Raw genomic sequence first — 26,400 nt, 5'->3', positions numbered from 1 at the left:
AAACGAAACAATGAGAAAGACGAAAGCGAAAAAAAGACCCTTGTTACCGGATCCTAAATTTAGTGATCAACTGGTAACGAGATTTGTAAACAATTTGATGTTTGATGGTAAAAAATCCATCGCATTCAAAATTTTCTATGATGCATTAGATATCGTAGAAAGCAAAAAAGGAGAAAACGAAAAGTCGGCACTTGAAATTTGGAAAGATGCTTTGACTAACGTTATGCCACACGTAGAAGTACGTTCAAGAAGAATTGGTGGTGCAAACTTCCAGATTCCAATGCCAATCCGCGCTGACAGAAAAATTTCTATGGCGATGAAATGGTTAATCAAATATTCTAAAGCAAGAAACGATAAATCTATGGCATCTAAATTAGCTGCTGAAGTTATCGCTGCTGCGAAAGAAGAAGGTGCTGCGTACAAAAAGAAAACAGACACTCATAGAATGGCTGAAGCTAACAAAGCATTTTCACACTTTAAATTCTAATCTGAAATGGCAAGAGATCTTAAACTTACAAGAAACATTGGTATCGCTGCGCACATTGATGCAGGGAAAACCACCACTACAGAAAGAATCTTATTTTATTCCGGAAAAAACCACAAAATTGGTGAAACTCACGAAGGTGGTGCTACAACCGACTGGATGGAGCAGGAAGCTGAAAGAGGGATTACCATTACATCTGCAGCAGTAACTGTAGACTGGAAATTCCCAACTGAGCAAGGGAAAGCACTTGCAGATGCTAAAAATTATCACTTCAACATCATAGATACACCGGGACACGTTGACTTTACCGTAGAGGTAAACCGTTCACTTCGTGTACTTGATGGTCTTGTATTCCTTTTCTCTGCAGTAGACGGAGTAGAGCCTCAGTCTGAAACCAACTGGAGACTTGCGGACAACTACAAAGTTGCACGTATGGGCTTTGTAAACAAAATGGACCGTCAGGGAGCTGACTTCCTGAACGTTTGTAAGCAGGTAAGAGAAATGCTAGGTTCTAATGCAGTGCCTATCGTATTGCCAATTGGTGACGAAGCAGATTTCAAAGGTGTTGTAGACTTGGTGAAAAACCGTGCGATTGTATGGCACGAGGAAAACCACGGTTCTACTTTTGACATCGTAGACATCCCAGCTGAAATGGCTGATGAAGTGAAGCAGTACAGAGCACAACTGATTGAAGAAATTGCTGCGTACGATGAAAACCTTCTTGAGAAATTTATGGAAGACGAAAATTCCATCACCGAAGAAGAAGTTCACACAGCGCTAAGAGCAGCTACTTTGGATATGAGTATTATCCCGATGACATGCGGTTCTTCATTCAAAAATAAAGGAGTACAGTTCATGCTTGATGCTGTATGTAGATATCTTCCTTCACCAATGGACAAGGAAGCGATTGACGGTACAGACCCAAGAACAGATGAGCCAATTTCAAGAAAGCCTTCCGTAACTGAACCATTTGCAGCTTTGGCATTTAAGATTGCTACCGATCCTTTCGTAGGAAGATTAGCATTCTTCAGAGCTTATTCAGGAAGACTTGATGCTGGTTCTTATGTTTTGAACACTAGATCTAACAATAAAGAAAGAATCTCCCGTATCTTCCAGATGCACGCTAACAAGCAGGAGCCAATTGAATATATCGAAGCTGGAGACATTGGTGCAGCGGTTGGATTTAAATCCATCAAAACCGGTGATACCCTTTGTGACGAGAAACATCCTATTGTTCTTGAATCTATGGTATTCCCTGATCCGGTAATCGGTATCGCGGTAGAGCCTAAGACTAAAGCTGACCAGGATAAAATGGGTAACGCTTTGGCAAAATTGGCTGAAGAAGATCCAACTTTCCAGGTGAAAACTGATGAAGCTTCAGGACAGACAATCATCTCCGGTATGGGTGAGCTTCACCTCGACATTATTGTTGACCGTATGAGACGTGAGTTTAAAGTAGAAGTTAACCAGGGACAGCCACAGGTAGAGTACAAAGAAAACCTTACCATGTCTGCAAACCACAGAGAAGTTTACAAAAAACAATCTGGTGGTCGTGGTAAATTTGCTGATATTGTGTTTGAGTTGGCTCCGGCTGACGACAACAAACCAGGCCTTGAGTTCGTTAACGAAATTAAAGGTGGTAACATTCCGAAAGAATTCATTCCGTCCGTAGAAAAAGGTTTCAAAGAAGCTATGAAAAACGGTCCGTTAGCAGGTTTCGAAATCGAAGGAATTAAAGTAACTTTGAAAGACGGCTCTTTCCACCCGGTGGATTCTGATGCACTTTCTTTCGAACTTGCTGCGAAAATGGGCTTCAAAGAAGCTGGTAAAAAAGCAAAACCAGTGATCATGGAACCTATTATGAAAATTGAAGTGGTAACACCGGAAGAATATATGGGTGATATCGTAGGCGACCTTAACAAGCGTCGGGGTACCATCAATGGTATGGACGACCGTAACAATGCGAAAGTCATCAAAGGATTTGTTCCACTTTCCGAAATGTTTGGTTATGTAACTACACTTAGAACCTTATCTTCAGGTAGAGCAACATCTTCAATGGAATTCGAGAAATACGAAGCAGCACCACAAAACGTCGCTGAAAAAGTAGTCGAAATCGCAAGAGGTTAATTATTTAAATTAGTTCAAAATGTCACAAAGAATCAGAATAAAATTAAAATCTTACGATTACAATTTAGTAGACAAATCTGCTGAGAAAATCGTAAAAACGGTAAAAGCTACCGGCGCTGTTGTAAACGGCCCGATTCCATTGCCAACCAACAAGAGAATCTTTACCGTACTAAGATCTCCGCACGTAAACAAAAAAGCAAGAGAACAGTTCCAGCTTTCAGCTCACAAGAGATTGATGGACATCTATTCTTCTTCTTCCAAAACGGTAGATGCGCTAATGAAATTAGAGCTTCCTTCCGGAGTAGACGTAGAAATCAAAGTGTGATAAAAAGCGGTGAGCTCTAAGAATTATGCTTTAAGCTGCTGCAGAAAATACTTTGCTATGATAGTAAAATCCCTGTTCGAAAGATCAGGGATTTTTTTTGGCGCTTATTTGAGCATTTTTTTCGATTTCTAATTTGCGTCTTCGCACCGAATTTTTTTTTAGAAGCAACAAAAGTGGCGCCTCTCCCGAAGATGGGTTCCCGCTTTCCGCTGTATCTTTTTTTTCGTCGTGCCTCCTCAAAAAAGGATGCCGCTGCAATCGGGGCTAGAAGAACGGTTTCGGTTTATTTCTGCCTAAAAGTGCATTTTTTTTAATTTTACATTTTAAGAAAAGTTGCCCATTTAGCAGCTAAAAAATATGTGCTTTGGAAATCTTCAAATGAGCAAATTACCACATTACCACATTTTCAAATTCTATGAAATTCCTGGTTAAAACGGCTAGTTTTCGGTATTTAGTAAATCCAGAAAAAAAACCAAAGTAGCAGCTAAAAATATCTGCTTTCGAAATCTTCAAATGAGCACATTATCACATTTTCAAATCGAAAAAAATTCGGCGTAAAAAAGTATAATTTTTCAATTTTAAAAATCTGGAAAAAATGCCAAAAAAAGCCGCCAGAAAATCTTCACAGCTTAACCTTGTCAAGATTCCAAACCTTGCCCCGGTTTTAGAAGCGAATTTTAAAATCCAAAAAAATTTGCCCGTAAAACGCCCAATTTTTTCGTGAATGTAAATAACTTACGATCACTTCATTTCTCTGAAAATCTTTTTGATCATTTTCGGCGTAAAAAAAATTCTTAAAGTTGAGATGTAAAAACGATTTTCTCGCCACTTGCAGAGTTATGCTTATTTCTTTATTATTGCTAATCAATACAAAATTTTGGGTTGAATGATAACTTATGAAAAAATTATACAATTACATAGATTATTTAGGTTTTCTACACGGTTTAGGTTTTATTCTATTATTTGGAGCAGAACCTTTTAAGACACCCTTCATGTTTTCGATTAGTATTGTAGTAATTGCTATCAATCTCCTATTAAGTTTAAAAATTTTCATTTGCCTGCTTAGATTCCGATCCGCACTTGAAGGTTTCCGAAAAAAAATTCTCACGACTTTTTTCTATTTGTTGTTATCGGTTATCATGATTATTATGTGGGTAAATAAGTAAATTAATACCAAAAAGTAAGTTAGGTTTAAAAAAAATTCGCCGCTAAAACGCCTGATTTTTCCGTTTTAAAAAAATTTAAAAAAACGCCGAAATAGCAGCGAAAAATTATCTGCTTTCGAAATCTTCAAATGATCACATTAGCACATTTTCAAATCGAGAAAATTCGCCACTAAAACGCCCAATTTTTTCCTTTTTAAGAAATTCAGAAAATTGGGCAAAATAACGGCAAATAAAATATGCACAATTATTGCCAGTGATTTCGCGTTCACAACGTAAAATGATCAGTAATGCAAACCACACCAGAAAAAGATAAAGAACCTCAAGCGAATTTTTTCGACAAGTTTGCGAATTGGGCGAGTAAATTTACCGGAAGCCCCGCCGCTTTTATTGGCGCCACGGTTATTGTTCTGGGCTGGGCATTTACCGGTCCCATTTTTAAATATTCGGAAACGTGGCAGCTCGTCATCAATACCGGCACAACCATCATTACTTTTTTAATGGTTTTCCTCATTCAGAAATCACAGAACAAAGATTCCAAAGCCATACAAATTAAGCTGAACGAGTTGATCGCCGCGCACGAGAAAGCCAGCAACAGGATTGTTGACATCGAAGATCTCACGGAAAAAGAACTGGACAGGCTGCATCGGTATTACGAAAAACTCTCAGAGCTGGCGCAGGAGGATAATGATTTGCATATTTCGCACTCCATCGATGCGGCGGAAGATAACCAAGAGGTGAAAATGCGCAACCTGCACATTGAAGCCGAAATTGAAAAAGAGGACCGCTAATTCTGCTGCAACACCTTTTCGATAAAAGTGAAAAAAAGCTGCTTTTAAAGCGGCTAATTTTTTTTCTATAATAGAGGCTGCATTTCGCGCGTGGGAATTGCCACGAATGCACGAATATTTCTAAAACCTAAAATCGAAAAAAATGCCGGAGTAGCGGCGAATTTTTTTGAGGATTTGCGACATGGAATTTAAACTCGCAGATTTTGCGGATTTAGCAGATTTTTACTTCTATGGTTTTCCATTCATTACTTCCTGAAAATAATGCCACTAATGCACGAATATTTCGGAATTTAAAATTTTGCATCTTGCATCTGACATCTGACATCTGACATGTGACATCCTACATCTAATTTCTACCATCAAAAATCTCAAAAAATGCCATTTTAGCGGCGGATTTTTCGTGGGGAAAACAGATGAAGAGATTTGGGCGGAAAATTTACATTAATTACAATTTAATGCCTTAAAAATGAACTCATTCGTAAGACTTTGGAGCGATCTGAAGTTTTTTATATGAAATGGGGAAATATTTTTAACTCGCTGTTTGTCAATTCAAAAAAACTTCATACATTTGCACACTCAATTTAGGAAGAAGTATGCCTATTTCAGAAATAGAAATCACCGAACCTGGGATTGAAAACGTGAACATAATATAATATATATAAATAATGTCAGGTATTATTGGTAAAAAAATCGGGATGACTTCCCTGTTTGACGAGAATGGCAAAAACATGCCGTGTACCGTTATTCAAGCAGGTCCTTGCTCGGTTTTACAGGTCAGAACCGTAGAAAAAGATGGGTACAAAGCTGCTCAGCTTGGTTTCGATGACAAGAGTGAAAAGAACGTTGGTAAAGCGTTAGCCGGCCACTTCAAAAAGGCAGGTTCAGCTCCTAAAGCTAAATTGGTAGAGTTCTACCATGCTTTCGTAGAAAAGTTAAGCGTAGGAGATGAAGTGAAGGTAAACTTGTTCGCCGAAGGTGAATTTGTAGATGTTACCGGAACTTCAAAAGGTAAAGGTTTCCAAGGGGTTGTAAAAAGACACAACTTTGCGGGGGTAATGCAGGCAACTCACGGACAGCACAACCGATTAAGAGCCCCAGGTTCTATTGGCGCAGGATCCGACCCGTCACGAGTATTCAAAGGAATGCGAATGGCAGGTAGAATGGGTGGTAAGCAAGTTACCGTACAAAACCTACAGGTGTTAAAAGTAGATGAAGAGCAAAATCTTTTAGTAGTAAAAGGAGCTGTTCCGGGAGCAAAAAATTCTTATGTAATTATCAGAAAATGGAACTAGTAGTATTTAATACATCAGGAAAAGAGACCGGAAGAAAAGTAACTCTAGACGAAGCAATCTTCGGAATTGAGCCAAACCAGCACTCGGTTTACTTAGAAGTGAAACAATACCTTGCAGCACAGCGACAAGGCACACATAAATCAAAGGAAAGAAGCGAAATTGTAGGTTCAACCAAAAAGTTGAAAAAACAAAAAGGTTCTGGTTCTGCAAGATATGGTGATATCAAATCGCCAACTTTCAGAGGTGGTGGTCGAGTATTCGGTCCAAAACCAAGAGACTACCGTTTCAAACTGAACAAATCTTTGAAAAGATTAGCTAAGAAATCAGTTCTTTCACAAAAGATGAGAGATAATTCTATTAAAGTTTTGGAAGCTTTCAATTTTGATGCTCCAAAAACGAAAGAATTTATCACTTTGAACAATGCGTTAGGATTTGAAGGAAAAAAATCTCTTTATATTTTACCGGAAGCGAACAAGAACGTGTACTTGTCATCAAGAAACTTACCGAAGACGAAAGTTTTGACGTACAACGAGATCAGTTCTTATGATTTGGTACATGCTGGAGAAATTGTATTCTTAGAAGGTGCATTAGAAAAATTTCAGGAAAATTTAAGAAAATAAATCATGTCAGTTATCATTAAACCAATTATCTCAGAAAAAGCGAACTATCTTACTGATTTGCGTGGTGCTTATTCTTTTTTAGTGAATACTAAAGCGAATAAAATCCAGGTTAAGAAGGCAGTAGAAGAGCTTTACGGTGTAAAAGTAGCAGACGTTAGAACCATGATTTATGCGCCTAAAGTTTCTTCTAAACACACGAAAAAAGGATTACAGGTTGGGAAAACCAACAAGTTGAAAAAAGCCATCGTTTCTCTTGCAGAAGGAGAAGTGATAGATATTTTTGCAAATTAATTAATATAAACAATAGTAATGTCTGTTAGAAAATTAAAACCTATCACCCCGGGACAGAGATTCAGAGTTGTAAACAACTTTGAGGAAATTACTACCAACAAACCAGAGAAATCTCTAACAGTTGGTATTAGTAAGTCAGGTGGTCGTAACAATACTGGTAAAATGACCATGCGTTACACCGGAGGTGGACACAAACAAAAATACAGAATTATCGACTTCAAAAGAAACAAGTTTGATGTTGAAGGTACGGTAAAATCTGTTGAGTATGATCCAAACAGAACTGCTTTCATCGCACTTGTTGAATATACAGACGGAGAGAAGAGATATATCATCGCTCCGAACGGTATCAAGGTAGATATGAAAGTAATCTCCTCAGAAACCGCAGAACCAAACGTTGGTAATGCAATGAAGTTGAAAAACATTCCTTTAGGAACTGTAATATCTTGTATCGAATTGAAACCTGGTCAGGGTGCAATTATGGCAAGAAGTGCAGGTTCATCGGCACAGTTAACTTCAAGAGATAAGAAATATGTAATCATCAAATTGCCTTCAGGAGAATCAAGAATGGTTCTTGGTGAATGTATGGCGATGATTGGATCAGTATCCAACTCTGATCACCAGCTAACCGTTTCCGGTAAAGCAGGTAGAAGCAGATGGTTGGGAAGAAGACCAAGAACAAGACCAGTAGTAATGAACCCTGTAGATCACCCAATGGGAGGTGGTGAAGGTAAATCTTCTGGAGGTCACCCAAGATCTAGAAATGGTATGCCTGCTAAAGGTTACAAAACCAGAAAGAAAAATAAAGCGTCTAACCGTCATATCATATCTAAAAGAAAATAATTATGTCAAGATCACTTAAAAAAGGACCTTTCATTCATCACACTTTAGATAAGAAGGTTCAGACAAATATAGAGTCTGGTAAGAAAACAGTAATCAAAACTTGGTCTAGAGCATCAATGATCTCTCCAGACTTCGTAGGACAAACCATCGCGGTACACAACGGGAAATCTTTTATCCCGGTTTATGTAACTGAGAATATGGTAGGTCATAAGTTAGGCGAATTTTCTCCGACAAGATCTTTCAGAGGTCACGGCGGTAACAAAAACAAAGGAGGTAGATAACCATGGGATCAAGAAAAAGAGAAAGTGCATTAGCACGTAAAATAGCAAACCAAGACGTAGCAAAAGCGTTACATAACGATTGCCCTTCTTCGCCAAGAAAGATGAGATTAGTTGCTGATATCATTAGAGGTGTAGAGGTTGATAAGGCTTTATATATCCTTAAATATTCAAAGAAGGATGCTTCAAATAAATTAGAGAAAGTACTACTTTCTGCAATGGCTAACTGGCAGTTAAAGAATGAGGGTGCAGACATCGAAGAAGCAAACTTAGTTGTAAAAGAAATTTTTGTAGACAGTGCAAGACAGTTGAAGAGACTGAGACCAGCGCCACAAGGTAGAGGTCACAGAATCAGAAAAAGATCAAACCACATTACATTAATCTTAGGTAATAAAGAAACTAAATAATCAAGGTATGGGACAGAAGACAAATCCAATTGGTAACAGATTAGGTATCATCAGAGGATGGGATTCGAACTGGTATGGTGGTAAAGATTATGGAGACAGAATCGCAGAAGACTACAAGATCAGAAGATACCTTGAGGCTCGTTTATCTAAAGGTGGAATTTCAAGAATCTACATAGAGAGAACATTGAAATTGGTAACCATTACAATTACAACCGCTAGACCGGGTTTAATCATCGGTAAAGGAGGGCAGGAAGTTGATAAATTAAAAGAAGAATTAAAAAAATTGACGGATAAAGATATCCAGATCAATATCTTCGAAATCAAAAGACCGGAACTTGATGCAGTTTTAGTTGCAGACAGCATTGCAAAACAAATCGAAAATAGAATTTCTTATAGAAGAGCCGTGAAAATGGCAATTCAAAGTACCATGAGAATGGGAGCTGAAGGAATTAAGGTTCAGATCTCCGGTCGTTTAAACGGTGCTGAGATGGCAAGAAGCGAATCTTTCAAAGACGGAAGAATCCCATTGTCAACTTTCCGTGCGGATATCGATTATCATATCGGTGAAGCACTTACTCAGTACGGGAAATTAGGCGTAAAAGTTTGGATCATGAAAGGCGAAGTTTACGGAAAAAGAGACCTTAGCCCACTGGTAGGACAACAGAAAAAAGGACCTGCAGGTAGAGGAGACCGTAACGATCGTAATGACAGAAGAGACAGAGACGACCGTAGACCAAGAGACAGAAAATAATTTAATTAGAGGTTAGAAGATAGAAATTAGCAATTAGAACTTCCGTTACAAGAACTGTATTTTAATTTTTTCATCTAACATCTCAAATCTAACATCTAATATCTAAATAGATTATGTTACAACCAAAAAGAACCAAATTCCGTAAAGTTCACAAGATGAAAATGAAGGGGATTGCTCAAAGAGGCAGTCAACTTGCATACGGAACTTTCGGGATCAAAGCAAATGAAGGTGCTTGGATTACTGCAAGACAAATTGAAGCAGCGCGTATTGCTGCTACAAGATATATGAAAAGAGAGGGTCAGTTATGGATCAAGATTTTCCCGGATAAGCCAATTACCAAAAAACCAGCCGAAGTAAGGATGGGTAAAGGTAAAGGTGCTGTGGAATATTGGGTATCTGTAGTAAAACCTGGTAAAATTATGTTTGAAGTAGGTGGAGTTCCTTACGATATTGCTAAAGAAGCACTTCGTCTTGCAGCTCAAAAACTTCCTATTACTACAAAATTTGTAGTGGCTAACGATTTTGTTCAACCTCAATAATCTTTAAGAAATGAAAAAAGCTGACATCAAAAATCTTAGCGCAGGAGATATTCAAAATAAACTGGCTGAAGCAAGAGCAGATTTCAATAAAATGAAATTATCTCACAGCATTAGCCCTATTGAAAATCCTATTCAGATCAAAGACCTGAGAAGAAATATCGCGCGTCTGGAAACTGAATTAACACTAAAACAACAATAAGAATTTCATTTTATCATGGATAGAAATTTAAGAAAAGAAAGAATTGGAATTGTTTCCAGCAATAAAATGGAAAAGACCATTGTTGTAAGTGAAACCACCAGAGTAAAGCACCCAATGTATGGGAAATTCGTTCTTAAAACGAAAAAATATACCGCTCACGATGAAAATAACGAGTGTACTGAAGGCGATACAGTTTTAATTACAGAAACTAGACCTTTAAGTAAAAGTAAAAGATGGAGATTAGTAAGAATCATTGAAAAAGCTAAGTAATGTTACAAACCGAATCAAGATTAAAAGTTGCTGATAACACAGGTGCCAAAGAAGTACTTGTAATCAGAGTTCTGGGAGGAACCAGAAGAAGATATGCTTCAGTTGGTGATAAGATCGTAGTTACTATCAAAGATTCTACGCCACAAGGACAGGCTAAAAAAGGAACTGTTTCTAAAGCAGTAGTGGTAAGAACTAAGAAAGCAGTACGTAGAAAAGATGGTTCATACATCAAATTCGATGACAATGCTTGTGTTCTTTTAAACGCTGCCGGCGAAATGAGAGGAACCCGTGTTTTCGGTCCTGTTGCACGTGAACTGAGAGATAAAGAATATATGAAAGTCATTTCATTAGCTCCTGAAGTACTTTAATTTTAAAATTTACAAAAAATGACAAAGTTAAAAATCAAAAGAGGAGATAACGTAATCATCACTACCGGAAGAAAAGAAATCAAAGGTAAAACCGGTGAAGTTATTGAAGTGATCCGTAAAGAAGGCAAAGACGCCAGAGTAATTGTTGCAGGTTTAAATATCGTTAAAAAACATACCAAACCATCAGCAGGAAATCCACAGGGCGGAATTGTAGAGAAAGAAGCATCAATTCATATTTCCAACGTAATGCTTACCGACAAAAACGGTAAAGGCACTAAGACCGGATCTAAAATGGAGGGTGATAAAAAAGTAAGAGTTGCGAAATCAACCGGTGAAACTTTATAATTAAACGACGATGGAATATATAGCAAGACCAAAACAACAATATAAAGAGAAAATTGTTCCTGCAATGATGGAAGAATTTGGGTATAAATCTGTTATGCAGGTTCCTAAATTACTAAAGATCGTTGTTTCACAAGGTTTGGGAGCTGCAACAGCTGACAAGAAAATTGTTGACTATGCAATCGAAGAACTTACAGCAATCACCGGACAAAAAGCAGTTGGAACTATTTCTAAGAAAGATGAAGCAGCTTTCAAATTAAGAAAAGGTATGCCGGTAGGTGCCAGAGTAACTTTAAGAGCTGACCAAATGTATGAGTTCTTAGACCGATTAAGCTCTTCAGCTTTACCACGAATCCGTGATTTCAACGGTATCAAAGCTGACGGTTTCGACGGAAGAGGTAATTATAACTTGGGTATTACCGAGCAGATTATCTTCCCGGAAATCGCAATTGACAAAGTGAAAAAAATCCAGGGGATGGACATTACTTTCGTAACTTCTGCGAAAACTGACAAAGAAGCCAAATCATTACTAACTCACTTCGGTTTACCTTTCAAAAAGAACTAAAAAGATGGCTAAAGAATCAATGAAAGCGCGTGAGCGCAAAAGAGAAGCTACGGTAGCAAAATATGCAGAAAAAAGAAAAGCTTTGAAAGAAGCCGGAGATTATGCAGGTTTGCAATTATTGCCAAAAGATGCTTCGCCAGTAAGACTACACAACAGATGTAAATTAACAGGAAGACCAAGAGGTTACATGAGAACATTCGGTCTTTCCAGAGTAACTTTCAGAGAAATGGCCAACAAAGGTCTTATCCCGGGAGTGAAAAAAGCAAGTTGGTAATAAATTTAGAACAATCGAGATAAATAAGTTCTTAATGCTGTTAGCCTATAGCTAAAGCGTATCGCATACAGCATTAAGAAAACTGTTTATCACAAACCAATAATTAAAATAGAAAAATGGTAACAGATCCAATTTCAGATTTCCTAACCAGAGTAAGGAACGCACAAAGCGCAGGCCACAAAGTGGTGGATATTCCTGCATCGAAAATTAAAAAGGAGATTACAAAAATTTTGTTTGAACAGGGCTTTATTTTGAACTACAAGTTCGAAGACAACGCTGTACAGGGAAATATCAAAATCGCTTTAAAGTACGACAAACTAACCAACAAACCTGTTATTAAAAGCATTCAAAGAGCTTCAAGACCAGGTTTAAGACAATACAAAGGTTCAGCTGAACTTCCAAGAGTATTGAACGGTTTGGGCGTGGCTATTATCTCAACTTCTCGTGGAGTGATGACAGATAAAAAAGCCAGACAGGAAAAAGTTGGTGGAGAGGTAATCTGCTATGTTTATTAATAAATAATCAAAGGAAAATGTCAAGAATTGGTAAATCAATTATAGAAATTCCCGCTAATGTTACCGTAACCGAGAAAGACGGTCTGGTAACTGTGAAAGGTCCAAAAGGCGAACTTACACAGCAGTTAAGCGAAGGAATCACTCTAAAACAGGAAGACGGAATACTTACGTTAGACAGACCGTCGGAATCAAAGCAACATAAAGCATTACACGGTCTTTATAGAGCGTTAATCAACAATATGGTTCAGGGTACTGCCGAAGGGTGGACTAAAAAACTTGAGCTTGTAGGGGTAGGATACAGAGCTTCTAATCAAGGTAACAGATTAGATTTAGCTTTGGGATTCTCACACGGAATTGTATTGGATCTTCCTAAAGAAATTGTGGTAGAAACATTATCTGAAAAAGGTAAAAACCCTGTAATTACTTTAACGTCATTCGACAAACAATTATTAGGTATGGTAGCTGCAAAGATCAGATCTTTCAGAAAACCAGAGCCATATAAAGGAAAAGGGGTAAGATTCGTTGGAGAAATTGTAAGACGTAAAGCTGGTAAATCTGCTTAATTTTAAAACTTAAGAACATGGCACTAAGCAAAGTAGAAAAAAGAAATAGAATTAAAAGAAGAGTAAGAGGGAAAATCTCTGGCTCTGCTGAATTACCAAGATTATCTGTTTACAAAAGCAATAAAGAGATTTACGCGCAATTGATCGATGATAAAGACGGTAAAACTTTAGCTTCAGCTTCTTCAAGAGGATTGAACGCGAAAGGAAACAAAACAGAAATCTCCGCAGAAGTTGGTAAAGCAATCGCTGAAAAAGCCAAAGCTGCAGGAATTGAAAATATAGTGTTCGACAGAAACGGATTCGTGTACCACGGTAGAGTGAAAGCTCTGGCTGATGGCGCAAGAGAAGGCGGACTAAAATTCTAATCATTAAATTTCGGAAATATGTTAGGACTAGATAATATAGAAAAAGTAAAACCGGGAGGATTAGAACTTAAAGATCGTCTCGTTTCAGTAAACAGAGTTACGAAAGTAACCAAAGGAGGTAGAGCTTTCGGTTTCTCTGCAATCGTGGTTGTAGGAGATGAAGCTGGAACTGTAGGTTTCGGTTTGGGAAAATCTAAAGAGGTTGCTTCCGCTATTGCAAAAGCAGTAGAAGATGCTAAGAAAAATTTGGTAAAAGTACCGGTAATTAATCATACAATTCCTCACCAAACTTCCGCAAGATACGGTGGTGCAGATATCTTTTTAAGACCTGCAACTCACGGTACCGGTGTAATCGCTGGTGGAACTGTGCGTATGGTAGTAGAAGCTGCGGGTATTAAAGATATTCTTTCAAAATCCAAAGGTTCTTCAAACCCACATAATGTTGTGAAAGCTACTTTCAAAGCATTATTGGACATCAGAAGACCAGAAGAAATTGCTAAAGCGAGAGGTATTTCATTAGATAAAGTGTTTAACGGTTAATAAAATAACAATGGCAAAAATTCAAGTAAAACAAGTAAAAAGCGCTATTGGGAGAACCAAAACTCAAAAGAGAACGCTTGAAGCATTAGGATTAAAAAAACTTCACCAAGTAGTTGAGCACGAAGCTACTCCTTCTATCTTAGGAATGGTATCGGCGATCAGTCACCTTGTAGTAGTGGTAAAATAGAAAAAAGTGCCGGGAAAGAGGCTTTTTTTTAAAGTCTCTTATCTCTTATCTTAACATCTCAAATCTAAATAATAATGAATTTAAATAATATTAGACCTGCAGCAGGTTCTACTCACAGCACAAAAAGAATCGGAAGAGGACAAGGTAGTGGTAAAGGTGGTACAGCCGGGAAAGGTCACAATGGTCAGCAGGCAAGAGCTGGTTATTCACAGAAAATTGGTTTCGAAGGGGGGCAAATGCCGTTACAAAGAAGATTACCGAAATTCGGTTTCAACAATATCAACAGAAAAGAGTACCGAGGTATTAATATCGATACACTTCAGATTTTAGCAGATACCAAAAGTATCACTGAAATTACACAAGAAGTTTTGGTAGAAAATGGCTTGGCAAAGAAAAACGAGATTGTAAAAATTATGGGTAGAGGTGAATTGAAATCAGGAGTTTCAGTTTCTGCACACAAATTCACTAAATCTGCTGAAGAAGCTATTTCTAAAGCAGGAGGTAAAGCAATTACTCTTTAATATTACCCATGAAAGAATTTATACAAACACTAAAAAACATTTGGAGTCTTAAGGAATTGAGAGATAAAATACTTTTTACTCTCGGTATCGTCCTCGTGTATAGATTCGCATCTTATATTTCCTTACCAGCTATTAACATGGCAGAAGTAGGAAATCTTTTGGATATTTATAAAGATCAGGGAGGCAACAAACAGGGAGCAGGACTTCTTGGGTTGCTTTCTTCTTTTACAGGTGGAGCATTCAGCCGGGCGTCAATTATGGCACTCGGAATTATGCCTTATATCTCCGCTTCCATTATTGTGCAGTTGATGGGTATGGCAATACCATATCTACAGAAATTGCAGAAAGATGGGGAAAGCGGTAGAAATACCCTGAACCAAATTACAAGATGGTTAACAATTGCAGTTTGTTTGGTACAAGCACCTTCTTATCTTACTTCAATCACACAGATGTTCCTGCCTCATGCGCAGTTCGCTTCAGCTTACTATGTGCATCCGCAGTCTATCATGTTCTGGTTGCCAAGTATCGTAATATTGGTTGCGGGTTCTGTATTCGCCATGTGGTTAGGTGAAAAAATCACCGACAAAGGTATCGGAAACGGTATTTCTATCTTAATTATGGTAGGGATTTTAGCTGACTTTCCGGGAGCTTTTATTCAGGAAGTTGCAACCCAAACAGGTAAAGGTGGTTTTGGTACCATTATGATTCTGATTGAAGTTTTATTCTGGATGGTTGTAGTTCTATTGGCAATCGTACTGTCGGTCGCTGTAAGAAAAATTCCAATTCAGTATGTAAGCAGAGCGCAGGCCAGAGGCGGTGTGAACCGAAACTTGATGCAGGGGGCACGTCAGTGGATTCCGCTTAAAGTAAATGCTTCAGGAGTAATGCCAATTATCTTCGCGCAAGCGCTGATGTTTGTGCCTGGATTATTAACCAAGGTTGATGAATCTAATACTTTCTTAGCCGGATTCAAAAATGTCTTCAGTTGGCAGTACAATGTTTTGTTTGCAATTTTGATCATTATTTTCTCATTTTTCTATACCGCAATTACGATTCCAGTGAATCAGATGGCGGACGATTTAAAGAGAAATGGTGGCTTGATTCCTAAGGTTAGACCTGGGAAGGAAACCGCTGATTATCTGGATGATATTTTGTCCAAAATTACTTTGCCAGGTTCGTTGTTTTTAGCTATCTTTGCAGTCCTTCCAGCACTTGTGTATGGAGCGTTTGTTCAGACCGATCGGTTTGCCCTGTTTTTCGGTGGCACGTCGCTTTTAATTATGGTCGGGGTAATCTTAGACACTGTACAACAGATCAATACGTATTTGTTGAATCATCATTATGATGGTTTAATGCAGTCTAAATTATCCAGAACAACAACCAACCAGTAAATTTATTAATGGCTAAACAGAAACATATTGAACAGGACGGCGTGATTACGGAAGCACTTTCGAACGCGCAGTTTCGCGTTGAACTGGAAAACGGGCACGTACTTATCGCGCACATTTCCGGCAAAATGCGTATGCATTACATTAAATTATTACCTGGCGACAAGGTAAAATTAGAATTATCTCCTTATGATTTATCTAAGGGGAGAATTACATTCAGATATTAATTTCAGCGTCCGCTGAGCTTTATATAAAAGAGGACATCTGTAGTTGTGAAATTATGGAGTTCATAATTTAAACAAAATGGGAATGATTCCGTAAGATCTCATTTAACCGTTGCAAAATTAAAATAGAAAACTTAAAATGAAAGTTAGAGCATCTATCAAAAAAAGAAGTGCTGATTGCAAAATTGTTCGCAGAAAGGGCGTTCTTTTTGTGATCAACAAGAAGAACCCAAAATTTAAACAAAGACAAGGCTAAAATTAAATTATGGCGAGAATTTCCGGTATTGATTTACCAAAGAACAAAAGAGGCGTTATCGGCTTAACTTATATTTATGGGATTGGAAGAAGTACTTCTTCTGAAATCTTAAAAGCAGCCGGCATCAGCGAAGACAAGAAAGTCAACGAATGGAATGACGATGAATTGGCATTAATCAGAAACTATATCACCGAAAACATTAAAGTAGAAGGTGAATTGCGTTCTGAAACTCAAATAAACATCAAACGCTTGATGGATATTGGTTGCCAACGAGGAATACGTCACAGACTGGGATTACCTTTAAGAGGCCAAAGAACAAAAAACAATTCTAGAACCCGAAAAGGAAAGAGAAAAACGGTTGCTAACAAGAAAAAAGCAAGTAAATAATCGGTAAGAATTATGGCAAAACAGACTAAAGCAGTTAAAAAAAGAAAAGTTAAAGTTGAAGCAATCGGTGAGGCGCATATCCAAGCTACTTTCAACAATATCATCATTTCTTTAACAAATAAAAGCGGAGAAGTCATCTCTTGGGCATCTGCCGGAAAGATGGGATTCAGAGGTTCGAAAAAGAATACTCCTTTTGCAGCTCAAATGGCAGCAGAAAATTGCTCTACAGTAGCACACGATGCTGGGCTACGCAGAGTAAAGGTTTACGTGAAAGGTCCAGGTGCAGGTAGAGAATCTGCTATCAGAACTATTCACAATTCAGGAATTGAAGTAAGTGAAATCGTAGATGTGACTCCAATGCCACACAACGGATGTAGACCACCAAAAAGAAGAAGAGTATAATAATTCAACATTCAACATTTAAAATTCAATTGATTAAATCTTGAATCTTGAATCTTGAATCTTTAAATCTAAGAAATATGGCAAGATATATAGGACCAAAAACAAAGATTGCAAGAAAATTTGGTGCTGCAATCTACGGAGACGACAAAAGCTTCGAGAAAAGAAAAAACCAACCACCGGGACAACACGGTGTGAACAAAAGAAGAGGATCAAAGAAGTCTGAGTATGCTGTTCAGTTAATGGAAAAGCAGAAAGCTAAATATACCTACGGTATTTTAGAAAGACAATTTGCAAACCTTTATGAAAAAGCCAACCGAGCAAAAGGCGTAACAGGTGAAGTTCTTTTACAGTTGTGTGAATCTAGATTAGACAATGTAGTGTACAGATTAGGTTATTCTAAAACCAGAGCGGGTGCAAGACAATTGGTTTCTCACAGACACATTACCGTAAATGGAGAATTGGTAAATATTCCATCGTATTCCTTGAAAGCAGGAGATGTAGTTGCGGTAAGAGAAAAATCTAAATCTCTTGAAGTAATTGCTGATTCATTAGCTTACAAATCAACTTACGAGTGGTTACAATTTAACGACGAGAAAAAAGAAGGTACTTTCGTATCAGCTCCGGAGAGAATCCAAATCCCGGAAGATATCAGAGAACAACTGATCGTCGAACTTTACTCTAAATAATAATTTTTTCAAATTTTTGCTCAACCTAATTATATGGCAATTTTAACATTTATTAAACCCGATAAAGTAATACTTCTTAATTCTGATGAGTTCAAAGGGCAATTTGAATTTCGCCCGTTAGAATCAGGATTTGGTCTTACCATCGGTAATGCTTTGAGAAGAGTTTTACTTTCTTCTCTGGAAGGATATGCTATTACATCTATCAAAATAGAAGGCGTAGAGCACGAATTTTCAACGATCCCAGGTGTTATTGAAGACGTGACAGAAGTAATTCTGAACCTGAAACAATTAAGACTTCGCGCTAAAACTGAAACTGCTTCTGCAGAAACAGTTACCGCGAAAATATCTGGTCAAAATACAATTACAGCCGGTGATTTAGGAAAAACAATGCAGGAATTCGAAGTTTTGAACCCTGACTTGGTAATCTGTTCCGCCAATAAAGATGTGAAATTTGAAATCACATTCAATATTGAGAAAGGTAGAGGTTATGTTCCGTCCGAGCAGAACAAATCCGCAAACGCTCCAATCGGAACCATTGCGATTGACTCTATCTTCACACCGATCAAAAAAGTTCAGTACAGTGTTGAAAACTATCGTGTCGAGCAAAAAACAGACTACGAAAAATTAGTATTGGATATTGAAACTGATGGTTCCATCAGTCCTCAAAATGCATTGACAGAAGCTTCTAAGATATTAATTTATCACTTCATGTTGTTCTCCGATGAGAGAATCACTTTAGAAACTGAAGCCGTGAAAGCATCCATCCAGTATGATGAAGAAACTTTACATACAAGACAACTCCTGAAATCCAAATTGGTAGATATGGATCTGTCTGTAAGAGCACTAAACTGCTTGAAAGCTGCTGAAGTGGAAACTTTAGGAGAACTGGTTTCTTATACAAAGTCTGATTTGATGAAATTCAGAAATTTCGGTAAAAAATCCTTAACAGAATTAGAAGAATTAGTGCATGCAAAAGGTCTTAACTTCGGTTTCGACGTTGCTAAATATAAATTAGACGCTGATAAATAACAAACAATGAGACACGGTAAAAAATTCAATCACTTATCTAGAACAGCTTCGCACAGAAGTGCTTTGCTTTCTAATATGGCTTGTTCTCTTATTGAGCATAAAAGAATCAACACCACCGTTGCAAAAGCAAAAGCTTTGCGCGTGTATGTTGAGCCTATCTTAACCAAAGCTAAAGAAGATACAACACATAACAGAAGAACAGTTTTCGCTTACCTGCAAAGCAAAGAAGCAGTTACTGAACTTTTCAGAACAATTGCTCCTAAAATTGCAGAAAGAAATGGTGGTTACACCAGAATCATCAAAACTGGTTTCAGACAAGGTGATGCAGCTGATATGGCAATGATCGAGCTTGTAGATTTCAACGAACTTTACAACCCGAATGCAGAAGAGAAAAAAGTTACAAGAAGAAGCAGAAGAGCAACTCCAAAAGCTGCAGAAACTGTTGCTGAAGTAAAAGAAACTCCTGCACAAGACGAAACGAAATCTGAAGAAACTACCGGCGAAGCCGCACAATCATCAGATAACAAAACTGATTAGTCAGTTAGATAATTCCCCAAAAAAAGCCGCTCAATTTATTTTGAGCGGCTTTTTAATTTTCGCCTCAACTGTCGTTTTAAAAATTTGCCCTTTTATCGGCATATTTTTCTAATTTCCCCTTCTTCCGAAAATTCGTGCATTCGTGGCATGTTCGCATTACGATTTCCAAAAAAATAGCCGTTAATTCGGCATTTTTTTTCCATTTTGAATTAATGCGTTTCCGGGAAAATCTGCGAATTCTGCGGGATATTTTTTTCCATTGATATTTCCAAAAAATTAGCCGCTTTACCGGCATATTTTTTCTTCTCTAAATAAAATCTAATCCGTGCATTCGTAGCACTTTTCCCTTTTGTAAACTTTTCAAAAAATTGCACTTTTAACAGCATATTTTTCCGATTTAATCCCAAGTAAATTCGTGCATTCGTGGCAACCTATTTCTTTGAAAATTTATAAAAAATTTCCCGATAAAAGCTGCTTTTTTTCACTTTTTAAATTCTACTCACCTTTCGCTTTCCGAAGCCTGATGACATTATTTCCCTGCGTAATCGTCACGCTGTCATTTTTCACCACAATTTCAATGTCATAGTTTCCATATACACTACGTTCTGCGTTTGATTCTTTCTGCGGCGCCGAAATCGTTTTGTTATTGCTCTGGATGCTGATGGTTTTGTCCGAGCCATTTTTAAAAGTCACCAAAGCAGAACTTCCGTCTTCCGCCACATACCGGTCAGTATATTGGTCCGCGGTCGTGCTGTCACCGGCGCCATTCGTTTTAGCAACCGTAGTATCAACCGGAATGGTTATCGCGCCGTTATCGTCTTTGATTACACTTGTATTTCCTTCCGCATTTTTCGTGCAGCTCGTCGCCATCAGCAAAGCGCCGCCCGCCGCGGTTAATAGTAGTTTTTTCATAGTATTTTGCATTGTATTAACTCAAATTTAAAGAATCCATTTTTAATTTGCTTCAAAGACTTAGAATTAACTAAATTTTAACGGTAAGCATATTAAAATCAGGTTTACGCACGCGATGTTTCCCTCAATTTTAACTAAATTTGTCTTACATTAAAATATTAAAAAAATTAAGATGAGTTACATTTCTTACATTGAAGCCCGACAGATTTTAGATTCCCGTGGAAACCCAACCATCGAGGTCGATGTTTTTACCGAAAGTGGTGCGATGGGCAGGGCAGCTGTTCCATCCGGCGCTTCTACCGGCGAACATGAAGCTGTTGAATTGCGCGACGGTGGCGCTCCTTACCTTGGAAAAGGCGTGCTGAAGGCGGTAGAAAATGTAAGAGAAGTCATCGCTCCGGAATTAATCGGAATGCCGGTAACAGACCAGAATTTCATCGATCAGATTATGATTGATTTGGACGGCACGAAAAATAAAGGAAATTTAGGCGCAAATGCCATTTTGGGTGTGTCACTTGCTGCTGCAAAAGCTGCGGCGACAGAACTGCGCATGCCGCTTTACAAATACGTTGGCGGTGTTAACGCAAATACACTTCCGGTTCCGATGATGAATGTAATTAATGGTGGTTCGCACTCCGATGCACCAATTGCTTTCCAGGAATTCATGATTATGCCGGTAAAAGCTGAATCTTTTTCTGATTCACTTCGAAAAGGCACCGAAATTTTCCACAGTTTAAAATCGATTTTGCACGGCCGCGGATTATCAACAGCTGTTGGTGACGAAGGTGGTTTTGCACCGAAATTTAAAGGAACTGAAGATGCTTTAGACACGCTTTCCCAAGCCGTAGAAAAAGCGGGTTATAAAGTGGGCGATGATATTATGTTTGCTTTAGATTGTGCGTCTTCCGAATTTTACAAAGACGGAATGTACGATTACCGAAAATTCGAAACTCCGGAATCTGCGCATTTCAGCAGAAGCGAGCAGGTAAATTTCTTAACAGATTTAGCAAATAAATACCCGATTATTTCCATCGAAGACGGTATGCACGAAGACGATTGGGAAGGTTGGAAAATGCTTACAGACAAAATAGGCGACCGCGTGCAGCTTGTCGGCGATGATTTATTCGTAACCAATGTTGAAAGACTTTCCCGCGGAATTGAAGAAGGCATTGCCAATTCAATTTTGGTAAAAGTAAACCAGATTGGCTCACTTTCCGAAACCATGGCAGCGGTTCAAATGGCGCAGCACAACCGTTACACTTCCGTAATGTCTCACCGTTCCGGTGAAACCGAAGATTCTACCATTGCAGATTTAGCAGTTGCTATGAATTGCGGTCAGATAAAAACCGGTTCCGCTTCACGCTCCGATAGAATGGCGAAATATAACCAATTGCTCCGCATTGAAGGGGCTTTAGGTGAAACCGCAATTTTCCCGGGTTTATCAGCTTTTAAAATAAACAGATTATAGACAAAATAAATTGGGAACGCCGAAAATCTTTTGTGTTTTCCTTTCAATATTCATAAATTAGTAAAAAATAAATTAAAAATGGCAGATAATAAAGTTGTCTTAAACTATGACGGCAATTCTTACGAATATCCGATCATTGATAGCACCATTGGTGACAGAGGAATTGATATTTCTAAATTAAGAGACCAAACCGGGTTAATTACTTTAGACTTAGGATATAAAAACACGGGCGCTACTTTAAGCGACATTACTTATCTGGATGGTGACAACGGCGAATTGTATTACCGCGGTTATCCAATCGACCAGATTGCGGAAAAATCTAATTTTACCGAAGTAATGTATCTTTTGCTGAACGGTAATTTACCAACAGCAGACCAGTTCAACGGTTTCGAAAAAGGCATCAAAAAATACAATTTCGTCGCTGATGAAATGAAAAGATTAATCGATGTTTTCCCTCGTTCCGCGCATCCTATGGGTGTTTTATCTTCACTTACTTCTGCACTTACCGCTTTTAATCCAAAAGCTGTAGACGTGAATTCCAAAGAAGATATGGACCACGCAGCAGAAATGTTGATCGCGAAATTCTCTCACCTTTGTGCTTGGACATACCGTAAGAAAATGGGTCTGCCAATCAACCATGGTGATGATAGCTTAAACTATGTAGAGAATTTCTACAAAATGTGTTTCCGTCGTCCAAACCAGGAATTCGAGTTGGATCCGGTTGTAGTTGATGCTTTAGAAAAACTTTTAATCTTACATGCGGATCATGAGCAAAACTGTTCTACCTCAACGGTAAGAATGGTAGGTTCCGCACACACTGGATTGTTTGCTTCGGTTTCTGCCGGTATTTCTGCACTTTGGGGACCACTTCACGGTGGCGCAAACCAAGCGGTGATAGAGATGCTTGAAATGATCGAGCAAGACGGCGGCGACGTTGCAAAATATGTAGAAAAAGCCAAAAATAAAGACGATAATTTCCGTTTGATGGGCTTCGGACATCGCGTTTACAAAAACTTTGATCCGCGAGCGCGCATCATTAAAAAAGCAGCTGACAATATTTTAACTTCTCTCGGAGTTGAAGACAAAGCGCTTGATATCGCGATGCAGTTAGAGCGTGTAGCTTTGGAAGACGAGTATTTCGTAAGCAGAAAACTCTATCCAAACGTAGATTTCTATTCCGGTATCATTTATCGTGCTTTAGGAATCCCAACCGAAATGTTCACCGTAATGTTTGCTTTAGGCAGACTTCCGGGCTGGATTTCCCAATGGAAAGAAATGCGTTTGCACAACGACCCAATCGGGCGTCCGAGACAGGTTTATCAGGGAGAAAGTGCCCGCGATTACGTACCGATGAACGCAAGATAAATCAAGAAAATATAGCAATTTCCCCCGCAATTTTATTGCGAGGGATTTTTTTTGCCCTTATTTCGGCATTTTTTCGCTTTTCGCTTTTCTTGTTTCAGTTTTCAGTTTTAGTCTTTCTCTTTTCTCTTTTCTAATCTCTTTTGGGCGCCATTGCCAGCTGTCACTACTCGCTTTTTTTGGCGGCGGCGCAGCCGCCGCCAAAAAAGAGCTCAAACAGGCCGTTCCATCCGGGGCGCAATTCCCGCATCTCCAAAAATATCTTCATCAAAACAAAATTTTCTTGCAGCAGTTTCGGCATTTTTTTTAGTTTTCTTTTCGCTATCAACTATCCACTATCAACCATCAACTTTTTCTTTCTCCTTTTTCCTTTTTCCTTTTTCCTTTTTTCTTCTCCGCCTGTAAATAATAAAATTCGTAATTTCCCATTTCAATAACAATGGTTTTAATTTTCAGATTTTACCGGCTAAAAGGCGGTTTTTTTTTGAACATTCAAAACCAAAAAATTTGCCCTTAAAAGGGGAAATTTTTCTAAATTATAAAACACCATTTTAACCAAAATGACGAAACTAAAAAATTATATCAGCGGCCAGTGGATCGTAGGTTCCGGAAACGACATTCCACTATACAATGCAGTAAACGGCGAACTCGTCGCCATTTCCGACACTGAAGGAATCGATTTCGAGCAGGCGCTGGATTACGGCAGAACAGTCGGTTACAAAAACTTGTCTTCTATGACTTTCTACGATCGTGGCGAAATGCTGAAAAAATTAGCATTGTACTTACTCGAAAGGAAAAAGAAATATTATGATCTTTCTTATAAAACCGGCGCAACGCATGCAGATTCCTGGGTGGATATTGAAGGTGGTTTTGGTACTTTTTTCACTTATTCCGGTTTGGCAAAACGCATGTTGCCAAATACACCGTTTTGGGTAGATGGCGATACACAGAAAATTTCCGCCAACGGAACTTTCCTCGGCACCCATATTCTCACGCCAAGCGAAGGCGTTTCGGTGCAGATTAACGCGTATAATTTCCCCGTTTGGGGAATGATGGAAAAGCTTTCCACCTCCCTTTTAGCCGGCGTTCCGAGTATCGTAAAACCTGCAACTCCGGGTTCTTACCTGACGAACGCGGTTTTCCAGGATATGATAGAAAGCGGAATTCTGCCTGAAGGCGCAATTCAGCTCGTTTGTGGCGAACCGGGAAATATCCTGGATTATGTTCAGGACGGTGATTCTGTTTTGTTCACGGGTTCCGCTTCTACGGGAAAAAAGCTAAAATCTTTACCTTCAGTTTCCAAAAATGCCGTGCGTTTTAATATGGAAGCAGATTCTTTGAACTGTTCAATTCTCGGCCTCGACGCAAAACCCGGCACACCGGAATTCGATCTGTTCATCAAAGAAGTTCGCACAGAAATGACCACAAAAGCCGGACAAAAATGTACCGCGATCCGCAGAATCATCGTACCGGAAAATTTGGTTGGGGATGTTCAAAATGCTTTAAGCAAAGCTTTAGACCAAACCAAAATCGGAAATCCTTTAAGCCGCGAAACCCGCATGGGTTCCATCGTTGGTAAAAAAGAAATGGCTGTTTTACAGGAAAAAATTAATTTATTAAGAGCTGAAACCGAACTTATTTACGACGGCAAGCATGAATTGGTTGACGCTGATTATGAAAACGGCGCGTTTATGTCTCCAAAAGTGTTCTACAACGATAAACCCTTTGAAAAAAATATTTCACATGAAGTCGAAGCGTTCGGTCCGGTTTCCACATTGATGCCGTACAGAGATTCCGAAGAAGCAGCCGCTTTGGCAAAACGCGGAAAAGGCAGTTTGGTCGGTTCCATTATTTCTCACGATGAAAAGTTCGTCGCCAAAACTTCCTGGAAAATGGGATCTTCACACGGCCGCATTTTCGTTTTAAACCGCGATAACGCTAAAGAATCTACAGGCCACGGTTCGCCTTTACCGACATTGATGCACGGCGGTCCCGGACGCGCTGGCGGCGGTGAAGAAATGGGTGGCTTGAACGGCCTTCATTTCTTCCTTCAAAAAACGGCAATCCAAGGTTCGCCAGATATTTTAACCGCAATTACCAAAATTTATCAGCCTGGAGCCGAAAAAAAATATTCTGAAAAACATCCGTTCCGCAGCTATTTTGAAGAAGTGGAAATCGGTGATTCTCTCGAAACCGCTGGCAGAACAGTTACTGAAGCCGACATCGTAAATTTTTCTAATGTTTCCTGGGATCATTTCTATGCCCACACCGATGCAACTTCTTTGAACGGCACCATTTTCGACAAAACCGTGGCGCACGGCTATTTCATTCTTTCAGCTGCTGCAGGTTTATTTGTTTCCGGAAAAAAAGGTCCCGTCATCGCCAACTACGGCCTGGAAAACGCGAGTTTCTTCAAACCGGTTTACGCGGGTGATACCATTACCGTTTACCTGACGGCGAAAGAAAAAATCAACAAGGGAGTGAAAGGACGCAATGTCCCGAGTGGCGTGGTAAAATGGCTCGTAGAAGTAGTGAATCAGCGCGAAGAAGTGGTGTGTGTCGCAACAATTTTAACTTTAGTGGCAAAAAAATCACCTTTCATTAAAATCGATTACAAAGATTTTACAAAAAGACTGAACAATTTAACCGAAAAATCTCTGCCTCTGTGGGGCAGAATGACAGCGCAGGAAATGCTCGAACATCTTGAATCTACAATGAAATACAGCATTGGTGAGCTTGAAACCAGAGAGTGTAAAACGCCCGAAGAACATTTGGAAAAATATCAGGATTCGCTTTATAATTTCCGAAAGATGCCGAAAGATTTCCCGGCACCTTTCCTCGAAGATGGCAAATTACCAGCTTTGAAATATAAAAACCTCGACGAAGCGAAAACGCATTTCCTGGAATCTGTAAAAAATTATCAGATATATTACCGCGAAAATCCGGAAGCAGAACATCTTCATTTTGTTTTCGGCATGCTGAATAAAGAAATGATGGAGCTATTTCACCAAAAACATGTAACGCACCATTTCGAACAGTTTGGGTTGGTATAGGATCCGAGTGTGAAGTTCCGTAGGAACGTTATCAGTGGAATCTTGAGCTTCAATGGTAGTAATCCGTAGAAACCAAGTA

Annotated in this window: 37 protein-coding genes; 35 read left to right on the top strand and 2 right to left on the bottom strand. The window is 38.8% G+C overall.

The features are described from left to right. The first annotated feature begins 10 nt into the window (after positions 1–10). From rpsG to rplQ, 32 genes are all read left to right on the top strand, one after another. Complete coding sequence (rpsG, locus tag OA84_RS01970; protein WP_039341606.1) at positions 11–487, top strand: 30S ribosomal protein S7; 477 nt, start codon at positions 11–13, stop codon at positions 485–487. 6 nt (positions 488–493) lie between these two features. Then, positions 494–2,611 carry an elongation factor G gene (gene fusA, locus OA84_RS01965; RefSeq protein WP_039341604.1) on the top strand — a complete coding sequence of 706 codons (2,118 nt, stop codon included), beginning with the start codon at positions 494–496 and terminating at the stop codon, positions 2,609–2,611. A gap of 19 nt (positions 2,612–2,630) precedes the next feature. After that, a complete protein-coding gene (rpsJ, locus tag OA84_RS01960) occupies positions 2,631–2,936 on the top strand; it encodes a 30S ribosomal protein S10 (protein ID WP_002661363.1) in 306 nt (101 codons plus the stop codon). A gap of 1,453 nt (positions 2,937–4,389) precedes the next feature. After that, on the top strand, positions 4,390–4,890 hold the full coding sequence (locus tag OA84_RS01945; RefSeq protein WP_039341580.1) for a low affinity iron permease family protein: 501 nt from the start codon (positions 4,390–4,392) through the stop codon (positions 4,888–4,890). 665 nt (positions 4,891–5,555) lie between these two features. Then, complete coding sequence (gene rplC, locus OA84_RS01940; protein WP_039341578.1) at positions 5,556–6,182, top strand: 50S ribosomal protein L3; 627 nt, start codon at positions 5,556–5,558, stop codon at positions 6,180–6,182. Further along, on the top strand, positions 6,173–6,802 hold the full coding sequence (rplD, locus tag OA84_RS01935; protein ID WP_039341575.1) for a 50S ribosomal protein L4: 630 nt from the start codon (positions 6,173–6,175) through the stop codon (positions 6,800–6,802). The genes rplC and rplD overlap by 10 nt, the downstream gene beginning before the upstream one ends. A 3-nt stretch (positions 6,803–6,805) precedes the next feature. Beyond that, positions 6,806–7,093, top strand: a complete 288-nt coding sequence (gene rplW / locus OA84_RS01930) for a 50S ribosomal protein L23 (protein WP_039341572.1) — start codon at positions 6,806–6,808, stop codon at positions 7,091–7,093. 18 nt (positions 7,094–7,111) lie between these two features. Continuing rightward, complete coding sequence (gene rplB / locus OA84_RS01925; RefSeq protein WP_039341569.1) at positions 7,112–7,933, top strand: 50S ribosomal protein L2; 822 nt, start codon at positions 7,112–7,114, stop codon at positions 7,931–7,933. Between the two features lie 2 nt (positions 7,934–7,935). Further along, entirely contained in the window at positions 7,936–8,214 is a 279-nt protein-coding gene (gene rpsS / locus OA84_RS01920; RefSeq protein WP_039341565.1) for a 30S ribosomal protein S19, read from the top strand. Between the two features lie 2 nt (positions 8,215–8,216). Beyond that, on the top strand, positions 8,217–8,618 hold the full coding sequence (rplV, locus tag OA84_RS01915) for a 50S ribosomal protein L22 (protein WP_039341563.1): 402 nt from the start codon (positions 8,217–8,219) through the stop codon (positions 8,616–8,618). A 7-nt stretch (positions 8,619–8,625) separates the two neighbouring features. Continuing rightward, positions 8,626–9,369, top strand: a complete 744-nt coding sequence (rpsC, locus tag OA84_RS01910; RefSeq protein WP_039341561.1) for a 30S ribosomal protein S3 — start codon at positions 8,626–8,628, stop codon at positions 9,367–9,369. 113 nt (positions 9,370–9,482) lie between these two features. Continuing rightward, positions 9,483–9,908: a 50S ribosomal protein L16 gene (gene rplP / locus OA84_RS01905; RefSeq protein ID WP_039341558.1), complete on the top strand. Its 426-nt coding sequence runs from the start codon at positions 9,483–9,485 to the stop codon at positions 9,906–9,908. Positions 9,909–9,918: 10 nt separating this feature from the next. Next, a complete protein-coding gene (gene rpmC, locus OA84_RS01900) occupies positions 9,919–10,107 on the top strand; it encodes a 50S ribosomal protein L29 (protein WP_039341555.1) in 189 nt (62 codons plus the stop codon). Between the two features lie 12 nt (positions 10,108–10,119). Continuing rightward, positions 10,120–10,377: a 30S ribosomal protein S17 gene (rpsQ, locus tag OA84_RS01895; protein WP_088263399.1), complete on the top strand. Its 258-nt coding sequence runs from the start codon at positions 10,120–10,122 to the stop codon at positions 10,375–10,377. Next, positions 10,377–10,745 carry a 50S ribosomal protein L14 gene (rplN, locus tag OA84_RS01890; protein ID WP_039341546.1) on the top strand — a complete coding sequence of 123 codons (369 nt, stop codon included), beginning with the start codon at positions 10,377–10,379 and terminating at the stop codon, positions 10,743–10,745. The genes rpsQ and rplN overlap by 1 nt, the downstream gene beginning before the upstream one ends. Before the next feature lie 18 nt (positions 10,746–10,763). After that, entirely contained in the window at positions 10,764–11,090 is a 327-nt protein-coding gene (gene rplX / locus OA84_RS01885; RefSeq protein ID WP_039341543.1) for a 50S ribosomal protein L24, read from the top strand. Between the two features lie 10 nt (positions 11,091–11,100). Next, complete coding sequence (rplE, locus tag OA84_RS01880; protein WP_039341540.1) at positions 11,101–11,652, top strand: 50S ribosomal protein L5; 552 nt, start codon at positions 11,101–11,103, stop codon at positions 11,650–11,652. Positions 11,653–11,656: 4 nt separating this feature from the next. Beyond that, positions 11,657–11,926 (top strand): 30S ribosomal protein S14, encoded by a 270-nt coding sequence (rpsN, locus tag OA84_RS01875; protein WP_039341538.1) that lies wholly within the window; start codon positions 11,657–11,659, stop codon positions 11,924–11,926. A 116-nt stretch (positions 11,927–12,042) separates the two neighbouring features. Then, on the top strand, positions 12,043–12,441 hold the full coding sequence (gene rpsH, locus OA84_RS01870) for a 30S ribosomal protein S8 (RefSeq protein WP_039341536.1): 399 nt from the start codon (positions 12,043–12,045) through the stop codon (positions 12,439–12,441). Positions 12,442–12,458: 17 nt separating this feature from the next. Further along, entirely contained in the window at positions 12,459–13,004 is a 546-nt protein-coding gene (gene rplF, locus OA84_RS01865; RefSeq protein ID WP_039341533.1) for a 50S ribosomal protein L6, read from the top strand. A gap of 17 nt (positions 13,005–13,021) precedes the next feature. Continuing rightward, positions 13,022–13,369, top strand: a complete 348-nt coding sequence (gene rplR, locus OA84_RS01860; RefSeq protein WP_039341529.1) for a 50S ribosomal protein L18 — start codon at positions 13,022–13,024, stop codon at positions 13,367–13,369. Between the two features lie 18 nt (positions 13,370–13,387). Continuing rightward, positions 13,388–13,909, top strand: coding sequence for a 30S ribosomal protein S5 (rpsE, locus tag OA84_RS01855; RefSeq protein WP_039341526.1), 522 nt, complete (start codon positions 13,388–13,390; stop codon positions 13,907–13,909). Positions 13,910–13,919: 10 nt separating this feature from the next. Continuing rightward, positions 13,920–14,096 carry a 50S ribosomal protein L30 gene (rpmD, locus tag OA84_RS01850; RefSeq protein ID WP_039341523.1) on the top strand — a complete coding sequence of 59 codons (177 nt, stop codon included), beginning with the start codon at positions 13,920–13,922 and terminating at the stop codon, positions 14,094–14,096. Between the two features lie 74 nt (positions 14,097–14,170). Beyond that, positions 14,171–14,617 (top strand): 50S ribosomal protein L15, encoded by a 447-nt coding sequence (gene rplO, locus OA84_RS01845; protein WP_039341520.1) that lies wholly within the window; start codon positions 14,171–14,173, stop codon positions 14,615–14,617. An 8-nt stretch (positions 14,618–14,625) separates the two neighbouring features. Continuing rightward, positions 14,626–16,008: a preprotein translocase subunit SecY gene (gene secY / locus OA84_RS01840; RefSeq protein ID WP_039341517.1), complete on the top strand. Its 1,383-nt coding sequence runs from the start codon at positions 14,626–14,628 to the stop codon at positions 16,006–16,008. Between the two features lie 8 nt (positions 16,009–16,016). Then, on the top strand, positions 16,017–16,232 hold the full coding sequence (gene infA / locus OA84_RS01835) for a translation initiation factor IF-1 (RefSeq protein ID WP_031503426.1): 216 nt from the start codon (positions 16,017–16,019) through the stop codon (positions 16,230–16,232). Between the two features lie 136 nt (positions 16,233–16,368). Next, positions 16,369–16,485: a 50S ribosomal protein L36 gene (gene rpmJ, locus OA84_RS11310; protein WP_007839480.1), complete on the top strand. Its 117-nt coding sequence runs from the start codon at positions 16,369–16,371 to the stop codon at positions 16,483–16,485. A 9-nt stretch (positions 16,486–16,494) separates the two neighbouring features. Then, positions 16,495–16,872: a 30S ribosomal protein S13 gene (gene rpsM / locus OA84_RS01830; RefSeq protein ID WP_039341509.1), complete on the top strand. Its 378-nt coding sequence runs from the start codon at positions 16,495–16,497 to the stop codon at positions 16,870–16,872. A gap of 12 nt (positions 16,873–16,884) precedes the next feature. Beyond that, positions 16,885–17,274 (top strand): 30S ribosomal protein S11, encoded by a 390-nt coding sequence (gene rpsK, locus OA84_RS01825; RefSeq protein WP_027376638.1) that lies wholly within the window; start codon positions 16,885–16,887, stop codon positions 17,272–17,274. Between the two features lie 77 nt (positions 17,275–17,351). Next, positions 17,352–17,960 (top strand): 30S ribosomal protein S4, encoded by a 609-nt coding sequence (gene rpsD / locus OA84_RS01820; RefSeq protein ID WP_039341498.1) that lies wholly within the window; start codon positions 17,352–17,354, stop codon positions 17,958–17,960. A 33-nt stretch (positions 17,961–17,993) separates the two neighbouring features. Further along, positions 17,994–18,989, top strand: coding sequence for a DNA-directed RNA polymerase subunit alpha (locus OA84_RS01815; protein WP_039341496.1), 996 nt, complete (start codon positions 17,994–17,996; stop codon positions 18,987–18,989). A 6-nt stretch (positions 18,990–18,995) separates the two neighbouring features. Then, complete coding sequence (gene rplQ, locus OA84_RS01810; RefSeq protein WP_039341493.1) at positions 18,996–19,526, top strand: 50S ribosomal protein L17; 531 nt, start codon at positions 18,996–18,998, stop codon at positions 19,524–19,526. Positions 19,527–20,021: 495 nt separating this feature from the next. On the opposite strand, the gene OA84_RS01800 is transcribed toward rplQ, so the two are convergent. After that, the gene (locus OA84_RS01800; RefSeq protein WP_039341487.1) at positions 20,022–20,438 is read right to left on the bottom strand and encodes a hypothetical protein; all 417 of its coding nucleotides are present in this window, start codon (positions 20,436–20,438) and stop codon (positions 20,022–20,024) included. A 172-nt stretch (positions 20,439–20,610) separates the two neighbouring features. Between OA84_RS01800 and eno the strand changes: the two genes are divergently transcribed. Together eno and OA84_RS01790 are read left to right on the top strand one after the other, a co-directional pair. Beyond that, on the top strand, positions 20,611–21,906 hold the full coding sequence (gene eno, locus OA84_RS01795; RefSeq protein ID WP_039341483.1) for a phosphopyruvate hydratase: 1,296 nt from the start codon (positions 20,611–20,613) through the stop codon (positions 21,904–21,906). Between the two features lie 78 nt (positions 21,907–21,984). Further along, positions 21,985–23,271, top strand: a complete 1,287-nt coding sequence (locus tag OA84_RS01790; RefSeq protein WP_039342634.1) for a citrate synthase — start codon at positions 21,985–21,987, stop codon at positions 23,269–23,271. A gap of 163 nt (positions 23,272–23,434) precedes the next feature. Here the strand turns inward: OA84_RS01790 and OA84_RS11585 are convergent, their stop codons facing one another. After that, positions 23,435–23,569 carry a hypothetical protein gene (locus OA84_RS11585; RefSeq protein ID WP_262493298.1) on the bottom strand — a complete coding sequence of 45 codons (135 nt, stop codon included), beginning with the start codon at positions 23,567–23,569 and terminating at the stop codon, positions 23,435–23,437. Positions 23,570–23,828: 259 nt separating this feature from the next. Here OA84_RS11585 and paaZ point away from each other — a divergent pair, with 259 nt between their 5' ends. Beyond that, positions 23,829–26,321 carry a phenylacetic acid degradation bifunctional protein PaaZ gene (paaZ, locus tag OA84_RS01785; protein WP_039341480.1) on the top strand — a complete coding sequence of 831 codons (2,493 nt, stop codon included), beginning with the start codon at positions 23,829–23,831 and terminating at the stop codon, positions 26,319–26,321. Positions 26,322–26,400: the final 79 nt, after the last annotated feature.

This window comes from Kaistella solincola (assembly GCF_000812875.1).
GTDB classification, from domain to species: domain Bacteria; phylum Bacteroidota; class Bacteroidia; order Flavobacteriales; family Weeksellaceae; genus Kaistella; species Kaistella solincola.
The sequence above is the reverse complement of the archived record's forward strand: the minus strand, read 5'-3'. Positions and strand labels throughout refer to the sequence as shown.